The sequence below is a fragment of the Paenibacillus silvae genome (assembly GCF_014639235.1).
Lineage (GTDB): Bacteria > Bacillota > Bacilli > Paenibacillales > Paenibacillaceae > Paenibacillus > Paenibacillus silvae.
Genome location: NZ_BMFU01000002.1, coordinates 888,183 through 906,704, shown reverse-complemented (window position 1 = coordinate 906,704; position 18,522 = coordinate 888,183). Strand labels below are relative to the sequence as shown.

14 protein-coding genes are annotated in these 18,522 nt (G+C 46.6%); 8 read left to right on the top strand and 6 right to left on the bottom strand.

Annotated features, from left to right (window positions below):
- Window positions 1–110: 110 nt before the first annotated feature.
- Window positions 111–1,091, bottom strand: coding sequence for an alpha/beta hydrolase (locus IEW26_RS09935; RefSeq protein ID WP_188592254.1), 981 nt, complete (start codon window positions 1,089–1,091; stop codon window positions 111–113).
- A gap of 232 nt (window positions 1,092–1,323) precedes the next feature.
- Between IEW26_RS09935 and IEW26_RS09930 the strand changes: the two genes are divergently transcribed.
- The gene (locus IEW26_RS09930; protein ID WP_188592253.1) at window positions 1,324–2,301 is read left to right on the top strand and encodes an MBL fold metallo-hydrolase; all 978 of its coding nucleotides are present in this window, start codon (window positions 1,324–1,326) and stop codon (window positions 2,299–2,301) included.
- Between the two features lie 47 nt (window positions 2,302–2,348).
- On the opposite strand, the gene IEW26_RS09925 is transcribed toward IEW26_RS09930, so the two are convergent.
- Window positions 2,349–2,939: a LysE family transporter gene (locus IEW26_RS09925; RefSeq protein ID WP_188592252.1), complete on the bottom strand. Its 591-nt coding sequence runs from the start codon at window positions 2,937–2,939 to the stop codon at window positions 2,349–2,351.
- Between the two features lie 137 nt (window positions 2,940–3,076).
- Here IEW26_RS09925 and IEW26_RS09920 point away from each other — a divergent pair, with 137 nt between their 5' ends.
- The gene (locus IEW26_RS09920) at window positions 3,077–3,634 is read left to right on the top strand and encodes a helix-turn-helix domain-containing protein (RefSeq protein ID WP_188592251.1); all 558 of its coding nucleotides are present in this window, start codon (window positions 3,077–3,079) and stop codon (window positions 3,632–3,634) included.
- Between the two features lie 158 nt (window positions 3,635–3,792).
- On the opposite strand, the gene IEW26_RS09915 is transcribed toward IEW26_RS09920, so the two are convergent.
- Window positions 3,793–3,921 (bottom strand): DUF4023 family protein, encoded by a 129-nt coding sequence (locus IEW26_RS09915; RefSeq protein ID WP_090924048.1) that lies wholly within the window; start codon window positions 3,919–3,921, stop codon window positions 3,793–3,795.
- 335 nt (window positions 3,922–4,256) lie between these two features.
- Here IEW26_RS09915 and IEW26_RS09910 point away from each other — a divergent pair, with 335 nt between their 5' ends.
- Both IEW26_RS09910 and IEW26_RS09905 read left to right on the top strand, forming a co-directional pair.
- On the top strand, window positions 4,257–5,009 hold the full coding sequence (locus IEW26_RS09910) for a TrmB family transcriptional regulator (protein ID WP_188592425.1): 753 nt from the start codon (window positions 4,257–4,259) through the stop codon (window positions 5,007–5,009).
- A gap of 123 nt (window positions 5,010–5,132) precedes the next feature.
- Window positions 5,133–6,296, top strand: a complete 1,164-nt coding sequence (locus IEW26_RS09905) for an MFS transporter (protein ID WP_188592250.1) — start codon at window positions 5,133–5,135, stop codon at window positions 6,294–6,296.
- Window positions 6,297–6,423: 127 nt separating this feature from the next.
- Here the strand turns inward: IEW26_RS09905 and IEW26_RS09900 are convergent, their stop codons facing one another.
- On the bottom strand, window positions 6,424–7,857 hold the full coding sequence (locus IEW26_RS09900; RefSeq protein ID WP_188592249.1) for a glycoside hydrolase family 1 protein: 1,434 nt from the start codon (window positions 7,855–7,857) through the stop codon (window positions 6,424–6,426).
- A 165-nt stretch (window positions 7,858–8,022) separates the two neighbouring features.
- Here IEW26_RS09900 and IEW26_RS09895 point away from each other — a divergent pair, with 165 nt between their 5' ends.
- Complete coding sequence (locus tag IEW26_RS09895; protein WP_188592248.1) at window positions 8,023–8,997, top strand: LacI family DNA-binding transcriptional regulator; 975 nt, start codon at window positions 8,023–8,025, stop codon at window positions 8,995–8,997.
- A gap of 210 nt (window positions 8,998–9,207) precedes the next feature.
- The gene (locus tag IEW26_RS09890; protein WP_188592247.1) at window positions 9,208–9,501 is read left to right on the top strand and encodes a DUF3817 domain-containing protein; all 294 of its coding nucleotides are present in this window, start codon (window positions 9,208–9,210) and stop codon (window positions 9,499–9,501) included.
- Window positions 9,502–9,631: 130 nt separating this feature from the next.
- On the opposite strand, the gene IEW26_RS09885 is transcribed toward IEW26_RS09890, so the two are convergent.
- Both IEW26_RS09885 and IEW26_RS09880 read right to left on the bottom strand, forming a co-directional pair.
- On the bottom strand, window positions 9,632–9,772 hold the full coding sequence (locus tag IEW26_RS09885; RefSeq protein WP_188592246.1) for a hypothetical protein: 141 nt from the start codon (window positions 9,770–9,772) through the stop codon (window positions 9,632–9,634).
- Window positions 9,773–9,866: 94 nt separating this feature from the next.
- Window positions 9,867–10,703, bottom strand: a complete 837-nt coding sequence (locus tag IEW26_RS09880) for an AraC family transcriptional regulator (protein WP_188592245.1) — start codon at window positions 10,701–10,703, stop codon at window positions 9,867–9,869.
- 119 nt (window positions 10,704–10,822) lie between these two features.
- On the opposite strand from IEW26_RS09880, the gene IEW26_RS09875 reads away from it, so the two are divergent.
- Both IEW26_RS09875 and IEW26_RS09870 read left to right on the top strand, forming a co-directional pair.
- On the top strand, window positions 10,823–12,280 hold the full coding sequence (locus IEW26_RS09875; protein WP_188592244.1) for an alpha-L-fucosidase: 1,458 nt from the start codon (window positions 10,823–10,825) through the stop codon (window positions 12,278–12,280).
- A 719-nt stretch (window positions 12,281–12,999) separates the two neighbouring features.
- Window positions 13,000–18,321, top strand: a complete 5,322-nt coding sequence (locus tag IEW26_RS09870; protein WP_188592243.1) for a S8 family peptidase — start codon at window positions 13,000–13,002, stop codon at window positions 18,319–18,321.
- Window positions 18,322–18,522: the final 201 nt, after the last annotated feature.

The following is an 18,522-nucleotide window of genomic DNA, read 5'->3' as shown; positions in this document are numbered from 1 at the left end:
TAATTGCAAAAGAGCGATGTTCCCTGGTTTGAAAGGGGCATCGCTCTTTTTCTTACTGCCTGGAACTATATTTTCAAATGACAATGTTGTTCCATGTACCGCCCTATCGGTTATTTCTTAACGACCTCCAAAATTTCATCTGCCACAATGTCGGGGTGGTATTGATGGATATAGTGGTCTGTATCTTTGACATTGACTTGTTTAAATTGGGTGGACCAGGACTTGAACTCCGCCTGTGTTTTGACCCAATCCGGTTCTGTCTTGCCAAAATAATCTGCGGTCAGAATCGTAAGAGGGAAAGGCAGCGGCTTTTTATTAGCGATAACGGTTTTGGCATTCGCATTCGCTTCACGTAACTCATCGATTGTATCCGAATTGCCATAGTTTAGCAGCAGCGCCGTTTTATCGGCCTTTTTCAGATCGGCGGGTACTAGTTTTAGCTCATTGCGGTTGGCATTTGATGCATCAACCACTTGTTGACTTTGCATACTCAATCGGAACAGGCCCGTTTTGATTCTGAATTGATTCCCGAAGCCACCAATGGTGTCTGCCGGGTTATCCAGATCATTTTCATAGTATTCAGGACTTCCGCCGTCAATCATAACGATGCCTTTGACCAGATCGGGATACTTCTGTGCGAATCGAATCGTCTCTAATGAGCCAAGGGAGTGAGCGACAAGCACATAAGGTGGCTTCTGCCCGGAAACCTGCAGCAGTTCATGTAATTCATCAGCTACCGTATCCACATCACGCTTTTTATCCGTTTTGTCACTATAGCCATATCCGAAGCGATCGTATACAGCAAACTTTGCATTCGGGGCAAGCTTTTCATATAAAGGGTAATAGTCTACATAAGGATTGGCCGTTCCCCAGCCTGAGGCAAGAACAACAGTTACATCGCCTTCTCCACCTGTATACAGATGCATCTTATTGCCATGTATTTCATACAGCTTGCCAGGGGGTGTAAATGATTTTTCGTCTTGCGATGCACCTACCTGCTGATAGATCAAACCGCAACCTAACAGAATAATAATCAGGGATAGATCAACGATCAGAAATTTAACTAGTCTTTTGCGCCATTTTTTGCTCATGGATGCTCTCACACTCTCTCTTGGTTTTTCTATATCATATAACCCCTGTCTTATACGAGTGGAAACAGAGTCTTAATTCTATCTTAACTGCTCAGATAACGTCTGCTTTGTACAAAATTGAATATCGCCACGCGATGAATTAATATGAAATTATAATATTGATTTTCCACGGCAAGCCGTTTAACTCAAAGATCAAAAGCGTTGCATATGACAAAGATCGGAAGGGCTGCATATGACAAAATATGAGAATCAGATTCCAACGACAGCCGGTATGGACATGAAGTCATTAACCAGTATATTGCGGGACTCCTTGCGTAAAAATGTGGAGCGGAGGCCGTCTGGCAGCATACCCGTAGAGCGGTATTTGCAAGCTTCAGCCTCGGAATTCTCCAAGCTTTCACAGGTGACATGGTTTGGCCACTCGGCTTTTTTACTTGAGATTGAGGGCCATCGCCTGCTCTTTGACCCCATGCTGGGTGAGCGCCCTTCACCAGTGTCCTGGGTCGGAACGAGACGTTTCAGTCGCGAGCTGCCAATGCAGCCCGAGGACTTCCCTGTACTCGATGCCATCGTGATCTCTCATGATCATTATGATCATCTTGATGCTGCTTCAATTCGCAGGCTGAAAAATAAAACCAAACGTTTCATCGTTCCACTTGGTGTGCGCAAAAGGCTGGTAAAGTGGGGCGTGCCTGCGGATCAGATTACAGAGCATCAATGGGGAGATGAATTTACCTTCAAGGCTTTAACATTTGCCTGTATGCCGGCTCGTCATTTTTCGGGCAGAGGTTTATTGGACCGGAATTCAACATTGTGGTGCTCATGGATTATTATTGGAGAGGGAACAAAGGTATTTTTCAGCGGTGACAGCGGATATGGACCTCATTTCAAAGAAATCGGCAGCAAGTATGGGCCGTTTGATCTGACACTAATGGAATGTGGCCAATATGACAAGCGATGGTCGAATATTCATATGATGCCTGAGGAAACGGTACAAGCTCACCTGGATGTAGGCGGTAAGTTATTGATTCCAATACATTGGGGAGCATTTACGCTTGCTTATCATGCCTGGAATGAACCGGCAGAGCGAGTAACCCGGGCGGCACGGACCGCTCAGGTCAGCATAGCTACTCCCAAAATTGGCGAGACGGTGGTAGTCAACGAGCAGGTGGCGACCACCGGGCCTTGGTGGAGACAGACAAAGGATTAGTATGGTTAAAGCGTTCAACTCACGTAGAGGAGTGAACGCTTTTTGCTTTATTTTATCAAAGAAATCGCAGTACAGATTAATAGCAGGCTCATGCAGATATGAAAAGCACGTTCGTGTTTTAACAGAAATGGCTGAAGCAAATGTCCACCCAAAGCCCAGCTAAGATTCGCACTGATGCCAATCAATGTGAGCAGAATTGAATATAGCAGGAACTGCTGCTGTGCCTGCGTATGGGGCAGGACAAACACCGATAAAGCTGTAAGCCCGTATACGATGACTTTGGGATTCATCAACTGGAGGGTGAATCCAGACCAAAAGGAAAAATGCTTTCTTTGCTCGCTCATGTCCTCACGCTCAGTAGACGTATTTTTCTTCAGGATTATGAAAGCCAGATAGAGCATGTAAATAAATCCGAAACCATTCAAGAGCGGCGTGATCTTAGGAATATATTGATAAAGAGCAAGGTTGAAATAACTGCACAGTATCATGATCAGAAAGCATCCGCCAGCAACTCCGCTAATAAAAGGAAACGTGCTTCTGAATCCCTGATTTCCTGCATGTGTCATGGAAATGATGTTGTTAGGTCCCGGTGTAAACGAAGCCACGATGGCGTACGTTATTAAAGCCAAGATATCCATGTATCCTCCTTCGATGAATAGAAAATGTATGTTATAATGTACGAAAAGTGCGTTATAGCGTTTGTTTGTTATAATTGTACAATATGTGCTATATAAAGCACAAGTGGTGTGTTAATGAGTAAATGGGGTGTTTGTTGATGGAAAATATAAATTTGATTTTGGCTCGGAACCTCAAACTAATCAGGGAACACAGAAAACTCAGTCTGGACAAGGTAGCGGAATTGTCAGGTATAAGCAAAACAATGCTTGGTCAGATTGAGCGGGGGGAATCCAATCCGTCCATCGCAACCGTATGGAAGATTGCGAACGGGTTGAAGATATCATTCACGACCTTAATTGATGAACCGAAGTCCGATGCAACGGTTCTCATGAGGGAGGATATCAAAGTCCTGCAAGAGGATGAGGGACGCATTCGGATTTATCCACATTTTTCATTTGAAGAGGGAAGACGTTCTGAAATGTACATGATGGAGATGGATGAGAAGGCATCGTTGAGTGCGGAGCCGCATGTGGAAGGAGCTGAGGAATTCATCACCGTATATAAAGGGGAAGTAACTATCAAAGTAGGGGAAGCAGAATACATGCTGCGGCAAGGGGATTCGATTCGTTTCAAGGCAGATCAGCCGCATGCATATATTAATAGAGGGTCAGGCAGCAACCAATTAAGCATGGTCATTTACTACTCAAAATCATAAGGAATAGGGCTTGTAGTACGTTGTATTGGAAAAACAAGAAATGTAGTCTTGGAATGACAAGAAATATGGTACACTCACCAAAGAAGAGGCACCATATCTTGTCTGAATGAAGACGGTAATTGACTTAAGTTACTTCGTGGATGAAGATTACAACATGTTTATTTGTTCGTGGAATGCTGCTTGTTCGGGAGCTTGTCACCCGGTGTTCCCTTGCCGTTGTTTTTGTTGTGGCGAGCCTTCTCTGCATTTTCATTAACCTTTTTCACAAATTCCTGGGTGCTTTCCATCCGTTGTATGCTCCTTTCCAAAAAGCGAGTAGGTGAATCAGTTCTAATATAACCATGAGAACGCCATTTTATGAGAGTGCACAGGCAAACTGGACAGCCAACGCAGAGGAAATTAAACTAGATAAGTTGAACCATTCATTTACACGTGAACGGAGAGGACAGAAAAAACCTGAAAAAGCGGAGCGTTCACCTTTATCACCGGATTTTTCCCTTTGAAAAGGGAATCTAGAAAATCTGGGGATAACAGTGATTGGAAGGTTGTTCTGTCATCGGAGTGGATTGTGTAAATGAACGGAGAGGACAGAAAAAAACAGAAGGGACGTCTTGAACTGCATATGCTGCAAAAATTCGGTTTTACCCAATATGAAAGTCAGGTCTATGAGGCTATAATGGCGCAGGACGAGCCGCTTGATGCAACAACGATTGTAGCAGCCTCCAATGTACCCAAGGCCAAAATTTATGAAGTGCTTAATCGGTTAATAGATAAGGGCATCGTGCTGACAACGATGGATGGAAAGAAGAAATTGTATATGGCGGTTGATCTGCAGACCGTCATTCATAAAATCAAGACGGATTTTGATAACGATATTGAAGCCTTGAAACAATACAAAATCAAGCGAACGTTCACTGATGAACATATCTGGACATTAAAGGACGAGTCCTCCATCGCTTCAAACATCGAGCAGCTCATTGAAGAGGCCGATTCGTCGATTCTTTTTCTGGCCTGGAACGAGAGGATGGAGAGATACCGCGAGCTGCTGGAGCAGAAGGAGAGACAGGGAGTGTATGTAGAAGTGCTTGCCGTGGGCGGCCTGGAAAGCTCTCTCACTCGCAAATATTCACTGATCCCGCTGCTTGATGCCCCTGAGCCCTCACAGCTGCTGATTGTGGATCACACGTATCTGCTGTTTGCCGGTGTAGAACATGAATCGTGGAAAGCAATCAAAACGATGTCCAAGCCGATTGTCAAAGCAATGACCGATTATTTTTATCATGATGTGGCCTTGACACAGATTACGAAAAAATACGGGGAACAGCTGCTGCAGGATGAAGAAATTGAACGCCTGCTCACCAGACTAATCTATTAGCAAACTATTCTCTTGCAGAATAGTTTTTTTCTTTGTATTTTAAAAAGATTGAAATTATACATTGATCTTTCTTTCTCTATAGGTTACTATCGTAGTTGTAACTTGTTAGGGGGATTCGAAGCAATGAATAAAAAGGTATATGTTTTGGCAATTGCGGCCTTTGTTGTCGGCACGGTTGAACTGATTCTGGGCGGCATTCTGGACCTGATCGCAACGGATCTGCATTTGTCCCTGGCGAAGGCCGGATATTTAATTTCAATCTTTTCTCTGGTCTATGCGTTGTCCGCTCCTATTCTGCTCAATGTGACGGCACGTTTCGAACGTAAAAAAGTATATATGTACACGCTGCTTGTGTTTCTGATCAGTAATCTGATCTCTGCTTTTAGCCTGAACTTTTACATGTTGATGGCTGGACGAATGCTGGGAGCTGCAGCAGGCTCACTGATTTTTGTGCTATCTCTAACGTTAGCCTCCCGCATCGTGGAACCCGAGTATAAAGGGCGTGCGGTTGGCACAATTACAATGGGAGGAAGTGCATCACTGATTCTTGGTGTGCCCATTGGCATCTTTGTAGGCAACGCACTCGGCTGGCGCGAGGTGTTTATGCTGATTGCCATTCTGACTGTATTGGTGATGGCAGCCATTGGTGTGGCGATGAATCGTGTACAGCCTGCTCCAGCGGTGAGCCTTCAAAATCAGCTCAAGGCGTTATGGAATCCGAAAATGCTGGCTATTCATATCACTACTTTGCTTGTATTGGCAGGCCATTTGACTTTATATGCATACTTCACACCCTTTCTTCAGGCGACCATAGGTGCCAGTCCAACGGCGATTACCTTGATCTACATGATGTTTGGGCTTGCCGCTGTTGCAGGAGGCGGAATGGGTGGCCTGTTATCGGATCGTCTGCATCCAGCCAAAGCGATTGTGATGGTGCTCATTCCTTTCATGATCAGTATGGCTGTAATTCCGTTTAGCACCGGACTGCCTTTGATTGCTTTTCTGCTGCTGTTAAGTATATGGGGAGCGCTGAGCTGGACGGTAACTCCTGTGCAGAACAGTCTGATCATCAAGACGTCACCGGAAACCTCGGAAATTCTGATTAGCACCAACTCAGGTATTGCTCACGCGGGGATCGCGCTGGGAACCTATATCGGAGGGCTTGTCATTGATCACTCCTCCATTATGAATACGGGATGGGTTGGCTCAATCCTTGTGTGTGTCGGACTTGGTTCTGCCCTTGTAGCAGTCAACATGAAAGAAAAACATGTTCATGCTGTGGCCTGATTGATTTAGCATAGAAAAAAAGACCCTCCAACGGAAGACGTTGTCAAGGTTGCTGTGACAATGAGCTATCACAGCTGTTCCTGACTCTTCGCTTCCGTAAGAAGGTCTCTAACTTCAGCCTTGAAGCTTAACGCTTCAGGCTTTTTCCATTGCTGGCGATAATCTCTTTGTACCAGTGGAAGGATTTTTTGCGGTAACGCTCCAACGTGCCTGAGCCATCATCATGGCGGTCAACATAGATAAAGCCGTACCGCTTTTTCAATTGAGCGGAGGAGGCACTTACGACATCAATACAGCCCCATGAAGTGTAACCCATGATATCCACGCCGTCTTCCAATGCTTCACCAACCTGAACCAGATGGTCGTTCAGATATTGAATGCGGTAGTCGTCCTCTACGGTTTTTTCGCCGTCAGCACCTGTAATCAATTCGTCGACAGCGCCAAGACCATTTTCAACGATAAATAGCGGCTTCTGGTAACGGTCATAGAACATATTCAGGACATAACGCAGTCCTTGCGGGTCAATCTGCCAGCCCCACTCACTAGCAGGCAAGTACGGGTTCGGTACACCGCCGATCAGATTGCCTTCACCAGCGATCTGTTTGGCAGGATCGGCTGTCTGACACGTGCTCATGTAATAGCTGAAGGAGATGAAATCCACTGTGCTGAGCAGTGTTTCCTGATCGCCTGGCTCCATATGAATTTCAATGCCGTTCTCACGGAAATAACGTTTCATATATCCAGGGTAACGGCCGCGCACATGCATATCACCAAAGAAATAGTTGCTGTGCTCATATTCCATAACCTTGATCACATCGTCAGGGTTCGGAGTCAATGGGTAGGTTGGCATACTTAAAATCATACATCCGATCTGGGCATCCGGGATAATCTCATGACACAGCTTAACGGCTGATGCACTTGCCACCAGCTCGTGGTGAATGGCCTGATACAGGTGCTGCTTGCTCAGCTTCTCCTTAGGGGTATAAATCCCGCCGCTCATGAACGGAAATTCAAGAATGGAGTTGATCTCGTTAAACGTAAGCCAGTATTTCACTTTGTTTTTGTAACGATTAAAAACGGTCGTCGCATAGCGCTCATAGAACCCGATCATCTTCCGGTTCACCCAACCGTCGTACTCTTTAGCAAGATGTAGAGGTGTCTCATAGTGAGATAATGTAACAAGAGGTTCAATGCCGTATTTAAGACATTCATCAAACAGATTGTCGTAAAATTGCAAGCCTTCCTCATTCGGCTCCAGCTCGTCACCTTTCGGGAAAATACGGGACCAGGCGATAGAGGTACGGAATACTTTGAAACCCATCTCCGCAAACAGCTTCACATCTTCCTTGTAACGGTGATACAGATCAATGCCGATCAGCTTCATGTTGTCTGCTGTAGGTTCTTCCGTAATTGGGCCCATAACTCCTTTGGGAGCTACGTCTTGTGTGGACAGGCCTTTGCCTCCCTGATTATAAGCACCTTCTGCCTGGTTTGCAGCAATAGCGCCGCCCCAAAGAAAATTTTCGGGAAATGAATAGGCTTGAACTGATGATTTGCTCATGTATATCGCTCCATTTCATAATGATCATTGTTGGACGAAAAAAGTGTAATCGTCCTGTCAGAAAAAGCTTAAACGTTGTAACGGGTTACACGTCAAGTTTTACTTTTGCAGCGCAGTTCAGGCATACTAGTTATAGGAGTTTGTAGGTAGAAAAGGAGCATCGGCATGTCCAAATTTGATGAAATTATGAAGCGCTCCGGCTATTCCAGAGCGACGGTATCCCGTGTAATCAACCGCTCACCTCATGTTAGCGATGAAGCGAGACGTATCATTACCGAAATTATGAATGAACTGGATTATATTCCGAATCGCAATGCAGTTTCGCTGTCTACTGGACAGACCAAGCAGATTGGCATCGTTACGGCGATGATTGACGAACTTAGTTTAACCTTTATTAACCAGTTTATGGATACGGCGATGGACTACGGTTTTCAAACCATTGTGTACATGTCCCGCAGTGATAAACAGACGGAGATGCAAGCCTTTGAGGATTTGCGGAGTAAACGGGTGGATGGTCTGCTTATCGTAACCTGTGTTAACGATCCGCGTGAATTGAAGAGTTATATGCATTATGGACCGATTATATCGTGGCAGCGGATGGCAAATGACGACATCCCCTCGGTTGCGATGGATCAGGCTCAAGGGTACAGGCTCGCGCTGGAGCACCTGGTATCCAGAGGTTACACTCGCATTGCCAATGTGTTTGGTCGAATTGGCAGTCTGAATACACATAGTCGCCGTGAAGCTTATGAAGCGTTTATGAACAGCCACGGTTTACCCGTTTGGAGAGAAGCTTATCAGTATTCCGTGTTTACTTCTTCAGACGGTGAAGCTGCCTTGCGTCACATGATGGAGCAGGGAGAGATGCCGCAGGCCGTGCTATGTTCCAATGATTACGCAGCTATAGGCATTCTGAGCGAGGCGCGCAGACAGCATATTCGGGTTCCAGAACAGCTTGCTATTGTCGGTTTTGATGATACGGAATTGTCATGCGTGCTGGAATTAACGACGATTCATAATCCGATTGCAGAGCAAGCAAAGCAGGCTTTCTACCATCTATGGAGAGTGCTGGGCAAGGAGGAGCTCGAGCTGATGCCTAAAGCGCTGGATTATCGATTGATTGAACGCAAAACGACATAAGAGCATGGAACGAGAGCGAAGAGGCTTTGCTCAATGCATTCTGTCAGTTCAATAATTATTCAAATTTGAAGTAAAACGAATTCAAGGTCATGCCTTATACTTAGAAAGAGCTTACATACGTTGTGTATGTTGTAATACAGCGTTGTAAAGCGTCATGTTATAAGTTACATATTTCACAAACAAGGCTGCGGAAAGGTGAGAACAAAACGAATGAACACAATAACAGGCCGGTTCAGAATTGCGGGAATATGGGAGGGAGTATCACTGCTGCTGCTCATATGTATAGCCATGCCACTGAAATATTTTGCTGATATCTCTTCAGCTGTAGCCGTTCTCGGTATGATTCACGGTATTTTATTTCCACTATATCTTATTGCACTTGCACATCTCGGACTTGTCAAACGTTGGAAGGCATCGAACTGGATCATGGGGGTAGCGGCAGGATTACTTCCTTTTGGAACATTCATTTTTGAGTCCTATCTTCGTAAGAGAGAATGGCAATAGTTATGTTCATTTTGAACAACCTCCTGAACAGACCTCAGGAGGTTGTTTTACATTCATTTGAATTGAGAGCAGTAACGATTGTCTAAGTTATGTATGTCTCAAGATGGTTATCGGTTTTGCAGGGCAGTAATCATCTAGGTTTAACGGTTCCGGTCTCTCGATCAGAGAGCAAACTATATCCGTTGTCTGATGATGCAGCCGAAGCCAAGGCGGCGGAGAACGAAGAGACTACAAACATGGCCACAAGGAGCAGCAGCATTTTTTTACGCATACCCTAACCTCCTTTCTTGAAAAGTGAATACCTCTCCAGTTTAATCCATAATTGAAACGAATGGGAAGCTTTTGTATAATAAAATCATTTTATTTCACGTAGCAGTGTTAACTGTCATTTGCTTGCGGTATTCGGTCGGATTCAACCCGGTATGTTTCTTGAATTGTCTCGAAAAGTAATAAGAATCGCTGAATCCCAGATTATCGGCTATATGAGTCATGGTCAGAGAGGTGCAGCGAAGCATCTCTTTGGCTTTATCTATTTTTTTGCTGGTAATGTAATGTATAGGCGGCATGCCGACCTGCTGTTTGAAAAAACGAATGAAATAGTTCGGATGCATATGCAGCATCTGAGCCAAATCCTGAACCGACATGTTATCTTCGATATTGGTGTCAATATAGGTGAGCACGGTCGAAAGCTTTTCTACTACGGGCACGTTCAAATATGTGATCTGCTCCAGATCGAGGCTCATGATGTAATAGGAGAGCAGTTCCGTCAGTTTGCTTTTGGCCATCATATGAGCATAAACCTCGCCTGAATTCGCATACGCCAGCACGCTTTTGAACGTGTCCTCGAACAGTGCAGGCTGATTCACCTCTACAAAATGCGGGAACCTGAGAATCTGAAACAGATTAATGCCTCCAACCTTGGCCGAAAAATGACACCAGTATTTGAGAAAAGGCTCATCACTGATCGAGGAATAAGACTGCTTCACCCCCTCTGGCATCAGAAAGAGCTGCCCGGGCTTGGGGTAGTACTCCTGATCACCGATCCTGAGCCAGCCTTCACCCTCGCAAATCCAGTACAACTTGCTATAGTCTGGCGTATAGTCGAGATCTTTCCAGTCCGGTCCACAGAGGTTGTAGTTCACCATAAACAGTTCAACCTGAAGGTTGGATAAGTAATTGGCAAGCAGCGTTTGATGATGCATAAGCACCTCTCCCTGAAGGTTATTATCGTCCATCTAATGGTTAATGTTCTGCATTCGCATCACCATCCCGTCACACTACAATACAGATGTAGCCAATAAGGGAAGGATGAGAACAGCACATGAATAAAAACGAATATTTACAGCATATTGAGACCAACATTGCCAGCGGTAAATTCAAGGATAACTGGACCTCACTTCGTCAATTTGGCGTTCCTGATTGGTATCAAAAAGCGAAATTCGGCATTTTCATCCATTGGGGTGTGTATTCCGTGCCGGCTTATGATAGTGAGTGGTATTCACGCAATATGTATATACAAGGGTCCAAGGCCTATGAACACCATCTTGCAACGTATGGAAAACATCGCGATTTTGGTTATAAGGACTTTATTCCAATGTTCCAGGCAGAAAAGTTTGATGCCGATGAATGGGCGACCCTGTTCAAACAAGCAGGTGCAAGATACGTTATGCCTGTCGCAGAGCACCATGACGGTTTCCAGATGTACAAGAGCTCTATCTCTCACTATAACACATATGAAATGGGACCCAAACGGGATCTGCTTGGGGAAATGAAGGAGGCGTATAAGAAGCAGGGACTGACCTTCTGTGTATCCTCACACCGGGCGGAGCACTGGTTCTTTATGTCCCACGGGAAAGAATTTGAATCCGACATTCAGGAGCCGATGCAGCGTGGAGATTTCTACTGGCCGGCGATGCCGGAGCCGGATCATCAAGACTTGTACGGCTCGCCGCCTTCGCAAGAGTATCTGGAGGACTGGCTCATTCGATGCTGCGAGCTGGTGGATGAGTATCAGCCAAGCATTTTTTACTTTGACTGGTGGATTCAAAATGCTGCCTTCAAGCCATATCTCAAAAAATTTGCGGCGTATTATTATAACAAAGGCGAGGAATGGGGCATTCCCGTTGCTATCAACTACAAGCATGAGGCATTCATGTTTGGCACAGCCGTTCCCGATGTGGAGCGAGGACAGTTCGCGGAGCTCAAGCCTTATTTTTGGCAAACCGATACGGCCGTTGCGCGAAATTCCTGGTGTTATACCGAAAATAATCACTATAAAGCAGCTGAAGAGATTATACGGGATCTCGTGGATATCGTATCTAAAAATGGAAGTCTGCTGTTGAATGTTGGTCCGAAAGCAGATGGAACGATACCTGAAGAGGATCAGGATATTTTGCTAAGCATCGGTAAATGGCTGGATATCAACGGCGAAGCGATCTATGATACATCGTTCTGGCGTACCTATGGCGAAGGACCGACAGAGGTGAAGGAAGGGCAATTTACGGATGGAGATACAAAGGCTTTTACGAGTGAGGATATTCGTTTTACGGTAAAAGACCATTATCTGTATGCAACGGTTCTGGTTTACCCTGACAACGGCGTTGTTCATATTAAAGCGCTGAAGGAAGGCTCTGCCCATTTTCACGGGATCATTCAACAGGTTCAGATTCTTGGGTATGAGGAGCAGCCGCATTGGGAGAGAAATGAAGAAGCACTGACCATTACTGCAGCGGGTGTGAAGTCCAGTGCTCCGGTTGTGTTCAAAATTGAGCTGGATTAAGGGCAAGAGGGATATTGGAATATTGAGTATAAAGAGGATCGGCGGATACGCTGGTCTTTTTTTCGTTTCCACAGGTCCAAAGATAATAGATATTCAGACATAGCTTAAAAGGGGGAGGTCTATAAATCTTTCGCATATGCGAAAGTGTCGGGCTTCAATCTTGTTGAAAATAGGTAATTGAAAGCATGATATAGACTTATTTTCTATTTTTTTCAAGAAAGTACTTGTGCATATCAATCTTTAAATCTATACTATACCAATAAAATCCAATTTAGAGTGGAATTTAACTTTTATAGGTAATTGTTGATGTATTCGCCTAACCAACCCGTTATGTTTACCCGGATTTACTCACCACTTCTTGGCAAGCGTTCTGCTAACGCTCCTGAATATCCTCCAACAGAATGCTTACAGACTCTCCATTCACCTTTCACGAACCTTGCATAAGCCAAAGAGACTCCGACGTTTCGATCTGCATGCTGTCGTATTTAATACGTTTTCTGCAACCCGCTTTTGACCGCTGGACAATTAAAAGTGTTAGCGTTCCTTATTTTCCTTAACCGAAATTGTAAAGGAGGTGAGGCTTTATGTGACATCAACATCAGATGCTGAACATGATTTCCAGACAATTTGCTGTGTAATCATCATGTGTGTGTTCATTCACAGAGAAGGGTAGCTGTACTAGAGCAAATGACAAAACCGGGTAAAGGGAGTGGAAAAGTTTGATAAAGTTAAAAAAATTACGTAAGCCCGTCTCTATGGGACTGTCGCTTCTCCTTGCATTTTCAATTGTTCAACCGGTTGCTGCACAAGACAGAAGCTCATCCAGCAAGGATATGAAGTCCAGTCTGGCCGAGGTTTCAACCTCCAAAGTGAATGCGAAGTTAACCAAAGAATTCGAGGGCAGCGAATATGTCACCTATCTTGTCAAAATGAAGGAGCAGGTGGATACCGCGGCTGTATCCAAACAAGCGATGCAGAAAGCTTCGATTGCCAAAGAAACCCCTGCGGCAACCAAGCTGTCTGTACGTAATTCCGTGGTTAGCTCACTGCGCGAAACGGCTTCACGGACACAATATTCCATTGAACACTATCTCGATAAGGAAGTAAGTTCAGGCAAAGTCAAAGAATATAAAAGCTATTTCATCGTGAATTCTCTCGCGGTTACGAGTACCAAGGAAGTGATGGAGCAAATCGCGCTGCTGCCAGAGGTAGAGAAAATTCTGCCAAATGAAACGCGTTATCTGCAAAAGGCAGAAGTCAGCAAGCAGCCTGAGAATCAGACTTCGGCTGCTGCTTCATCGAAAGGTGCGGCACAATCCCCGGCGAAGGAGCCTGCGGTCAAGGACAACGATGTCAAGGAATCGGCTGCAGAGTCCGCTGCGGTCAAAGAAGCCGACTCCAAGGTGAAGAAGCAGACGCAAAATGTAGAATGGAACATTGACTATATCAATGCACCTGCGGTGTGGGAACGAGGCATTGACGGAACAGGCATCGTTGTTGCCAATCTGGACAGCGGGGTGGATTACACCCATCCGGCGCTGCGCAGCAAGTGGCGCGGACTGGACGCTTCGGGCAATATTGTTGATCCTGAGCTAAGCTGGTATGATCCGCACAGCGGCGCTGCACTTCCTGCTGATGCAGATGGACATGGAACTCACACGATGGGAACGATGGTAGGTTCTGAAGTGGATGGAACGAACCAGATCGGGGTTGCGCCGGGTGCCAAGTGGATCGGGGTACGTATTTTCAATCCAGAGACCACGGATGCAATTATTCTCGATGGAGGTCAGTGGCTGATTGCACCGGTTGATGCTGAAGGCAATCTGCATCCCGAACTCGCACCAGACGTTGTGAACAATTCATGGGGCGGTGGAGCTGGTCTCGATGAATGGTTTCGTCCCATGGTTCAGGCTTGGCGTGATGCCCAGATTTTCCCTGAATTCTCTGCGGGCAACGTACGTTTGACGAATCCGGGCGGGCCCGGTTCGGTAGCGAACCCTGCAAACTATCCTGAGAGCTTCGCTACAGGTGCAACGGATATTAACGGGAATCTGGCCTCCTTCTCATTGCTGGGTCCATCCCCGTATGATGAGATTAAACCGGAGGTATCCGCCCCTGGTGTGAACATTCGTTCGTCCGTGCCGGGAGGTACATATGAAGGTGGATGGAACGGCACATCCATGGCAGGACCGCATACAACGGCACTTGCTGCACTGCTGCTTCAAGCGAACCACTCGCTTAATGTGGATCAGCTGGAGCAGATTATTATGGATACAGCTACACCGCGAACCGACAGCCAGTATCCAGTATCCCCGAACAACGGTTACGGATATGGAATTATCAATGCGCTCGATGCTGTTGGTTCGGTTCTTGAAGGAATCGGTACCGTATCGGGAAGAGTGGTTACTGCCGGAGATGATCTGGAGGAGCCGGTGCTGCAGCATACGCCAGTGAACTCCGCATTTACGGGTCTCGATATTCCGCTTACGGCCCATGTCACAGATAATGTTGCGGTTGTATCGGTTGAAGCCTTTGCCAGAACGAAAGGCACGAAGCAATACATTTATCTGCCGATGAACCGGATTGAGGGAGATAGCAAGGATGGCACTTATACGGCTACGATTCCTGCTTTTCTGATTGAGCCGGCGGGCGTAGAATATTATATTCGCGTGAATGATTATGGCAATAACGGTTTTGAAAGCGAAGTATACAACGTTGCTGTCTCAAACGGTGTACAGCCTGGATATTTGCAGGACTTTGAAGAGGATCAGCTTGGTTTTACTACCGGGGGAACAGGAAGCACCTGGGTATGGGGGGCACCTGTGAGCGGGCCGCGGGCGGCTTATTCCGGGGATAAGGTCATTGCGACGAATCTGCAGGGCACATATCTGCCAAATAGCAATGCTTTCTTGACTCCGCCGCCGATCGACCTGACCGAGAGTCCTGAAGGTGCTTTGTTAACCTTCAAGCATTGGTACGATCTGGAGAACAATCTCGACTTCGGTAAGGTCTATATAGCTTCCGAGGATAATGATTATGTTTTTGAGGAGCTGCTTAGCTATACAGGCGCAAGCGGTGAGTGGAAAACACAATATATCGATTTGCGTCCTTACGCCGGTCAGCAGGTGTTTATCCAGTTTAATCTGACGAGCGATGGCTCTGTACAGAAGGCTGGCTGGTATATTGATGACTTTGAGGTGCAGGAATTGGACGATATCGCTCCTGAAGCGCCTTCAGCACTTACTGCAACGTCGGATATTCTGGGCAACGTTACGCTGAACTGGACAGGCTCGCAAGATGAGGATCTGGAGTCCTATGTGATCTATCGTTCTGAAACGGCAGGTTCTTATGCCGAGCCGCTAGGCGTCGTGAGAAAAACAACGTATATTGACACGACAACAGCATCAGATAAAACGTATTATTACACCGTAGCAGCGCTTGATTATAGCGGCAATGAAAGTGAAAAATCCAATGAAGTATCCATCCAGGTGGAAGTGCCTGAGGACATCTATATCGACTCGTTTGACGGGAACGATGACAATGGATGGACACATTCAGGAACGAAGGATGAGTGGGAGCGGGGTGTTCCGTCAACCGGCCCTCTGAGTGCCGTATCCCCGCCTAATGTGTGGGCGACCGATCTGGATAACACCTATGAGAATGGCTCCAACTACTCACTCGTATCCCCAGTTATTGATCTGACGGATGTATCCAGCGCAACGCTGACGTTTAATCACTGGTATGAGATCGAGAGCGGGTATGATTTCGGTTATGTCGAAGCAACGAAGGATGGAGGTACAACCTGGACGGAGCTCGGCAAGTTCTCCCATAGCACCAACGGAAAGCAGTGGACGCCTGTTTTCTATGGGCTGAGTGGTTTGACTGGACATGAAGTTCAATTCCGTTTCCGCTTGACCTCAGATAACAGTGTTGTGAGACAAGGCTGGTTTATTGATGATTTCCGTGTGCTGGGAGCAACAACGGAGGCTGTGACAGCGGATGATGCTGTTGTGCTCGCTACCGACAAGCCTAAACCGTCCTATGAGAACCCGTGGTACAAAATTACACGAACAGATAAAGCGGAATTCAACAAAACCAAGGCTCAGGAGCCAGCGGTTGAAAAACCGGGAACCGGCTCGGTACAGCCGCAGAGTCTGCCGGCAAGCGCAACCGTTACTGTGTTAGAAACCGGGCGTTCTGTGAAAACCGATTCGTCCACTGGCAAGTACAGCTTCACACATGTTGCCGGAGATTATACGTTAAAGGCTGAAGCGTACGGGTACTATCCGCAAACGAAAACGGTGACGATCACGGATGGCAGCGGGGCCAAGGCTAACTTTAATCTGGAAGAAATCCCTTATGGGGAAGTCAAAGGCATTGTGAAGGATGAGCGCACAGGACAGCCTGTAGCTGACGCTTCGGTGCTTGTGATTGAAGATGCCAACGTAGCAGAGGTTCGTACCGGAGCAGATGGGCGGTTTGCGCTTCAGCTGCTGGAAGGAGATTATACGTTATCCGTTCGCGCAAAAGATTACTACAGCCAAAAGGTTACGGTAACCGTACCTGGCAACGGCACAGCAGAGAAGGATATCGCCTTGAAGCCATTCATCGGTTTCCCGGGTGAAATTGCTTATGATGACGGATCAGCCGAGAATGCAAGAGCATTCAATGCTGCTAATAATGCCTGGGCTGTTCGCATGACTCCTGAGATGGAGACAGCACAAGTTACAGGAGCCTCGTTCCGATTCTGGAATACAGAATGGCCTGTACCTGGTGGTACAGCTTTCAAATATGCTGTGTATGATGCAACAGGAGCAGCCGGAGCACCAGGCCAATTGCTGGCCGGTCCGTTCGATGGTACCGCGCTGCGTAATGATCAATGGACTACGGTGGAGTTCCCTGACCCGATTGTTGTTACAGGTGATTTCTACATTGTCTATATCCAGACCTTGGCAGGTACAAGCGCACCTGGTCTGGCGACGGATGAAGATGGTGAATATGCAGCTCGGAGCTGGCAGCGTGTAAGTGGTGCGTGGAGTGCATCACCTGCTGAAGAGGGCAATTACATGATTCGTGCGGTTGTTAAATATCCGGTCAATGCTCCGGTGCTTACGCAGCCAGTGAATACGTACACGAATCAGTCCACTTATACGATCTCGGGAACATCTCCTGCTTCCGGGGCGCAGATCAAGTTTTATAATGGCAAAAATGCCGCAGGAACGACAACCGTGAATAATGGCAAATTTTCAGCTGGAGTGAAGCTGCAGGCAGGAGTTAATGTCATTACAGCAGAAGCGATCATTGATGGCAAAGCAACAGATCGGTCGCTGCCGATAATCCTTATTCTCGATCAGACCCAACCGCAGCTGACGATTGTCAGTCCCGCGGAAGGAAGCCGGATCAATACCGAAGTGGTTCATGTGACAGGCAGTGTGGTCGAAGCCTACCTTGACAAGGTCACCGTAAATGGCCAGACCGTACAAGTGGACAGAGACAAAAAGTTCAGTCATCGGGTATTGGTGAATGAGGGCGAGAATGTAATTACCATTACAGCAACCGATCTTGCGGGAAATAAAACAACGGTAACACGAACCGTATTCGTTGAGACGGAAGTACCGGAATTGAGAGATATTACACCTGCGGAGGACGTAAATATTACAGCAGGAGAAAGTGTTACCGTTTCGTTCAAAAGCAAGCCTGGACTGCAAGCTTCATTCCGAATTCAGCTGCCGCTGAATCTGAACGCGGAAGCTGCGGGGGAGGTCCCGCTCGTGGAAACGGAGCCAGGATTGTACTCAGGCACATATACAGCACCTTCATCACTTGTGCTTGAAGGCGGAATCATTGTGATTCGTGCGCAGGATGAAGCTGGAAACAAAGTCGAGACTCAGGCAGCAGGGCGTTTGTTCGTTAGTGCCCCGCAAGGAATAGAACCGGGAGAGGGGACGCCTGCTGTAGAAGAAGAAACGGGCAGCGAGGCTGAGACAGCACCAGCGGATACCAAGTCAGATACACGTGCTGCTGACAGCTTGGAGTCCTGAACCAATCGGCGTGCATGAGAACGTTCAGAGCAAGAAGAAGATGCAGCACGCTGCTGAAAATTTGAATCGGTGATGGATAGCTACAGCAGCATTAAACGGGCTCCCTGGAAATAGGGGGCCCGTTTTTTAATGGAACGATGAGGTTTTACGAATACAACACAGTATCTTAAAATGGTTATCTACTCTTTGTTGCGACAATCA

Bases quoted from the DNA above. Each gene is read 5' to 3' on its own strand.
- IEW26_RS09875 (WP_188592244.1), top strand. From the start codon at position 10,823: ATGAATAAAAACGAATATTTACAGCATATTGAGACCAACATTGCCAGC.
- IEW26_RS09905 (WP_188592250.1), top strand. From the start codon at position 5,133: ATGAATAAAAAGGTATATGTTTTGGCAATTGCGGCCTTTGTTGTCGGC.
- IEW26_RS09930 (WP_188592253.1), top strand. From the start codon at position 1,324: ATGACAAAATATGAGAATCAGATTCCAACGACAGCCGGTATGGACATG.
- IEW26_RS09880 (WP_188592245.1), bottom strand. From the start codon at position 10,703: ATGCATCATCAAACGCTGCTTGCCAATTACTTATCCAACCTTCAGGTT.
- IEW26_RS09920 (WP_188592251.1), top strand. From the start codon at position 3,077: ATGGAAAATATAAATTTGATTTTGGCTCGGAACCTCAAACTAATCAGG.
- IEW26_RS09890 (WP_188592247.1), top strand. From the start codon at position 9,208: ATGAACACAATAACAGGCCGGTTCAGAATTGCGGGAATATGGGAGGGA.
- IEW26_RS09885 (WP_188592246.1), bottom strand. From the start codon at position 9,772: ATGCGTAAAAAAATGCTGCTGCTCCTTGTGGCCATGTTTGTAGTCTCT.
- IEW26_RS09895 (WP_188592248.1), top strand. From the start codon at position 8,023: ATGTCCAAATTTGATGAAATTATGAAGCGCTCCGGCTATTCCAGAGCG.
- IEW26_RS09935 (WP_188592254.1), bottom strand. From the start codon at position 1,091: ATGAGCAAAAAATGGCGCAAAAGACTAGTTAAATTTCTGATCGTTGAT.
- IEW26_RS09925 (WP_188592252.1), bottom strand. From the start codon at position 2,939: ATGGATATCTTGGCTTTAATAACGTACGCCATCGTGGCTTCGTTTACA.
- IEW26_RS09910 (WP_188592425.1), top strand. From the start codon at position 4,257: ATGCTGCAAAAATTCGGTTTTACCCAATATGAAAGTCAGGTCTATGAG.
- IEW26_RS09900 (WP_188592249.1), bottom strand. From the start codon at position 7,857: ATGAGCAAATCATCAGTTCAAGCCTATTCATTTCCCGAAAATTTTCTT.
- IEW26_RS09915 (WP_090924048.1), bottom strand. From the start codon at position 3,921: ATGGAAAGCACCCAGGAATTTGTGAAAAAGGTTAATGAAAATGCAGAG.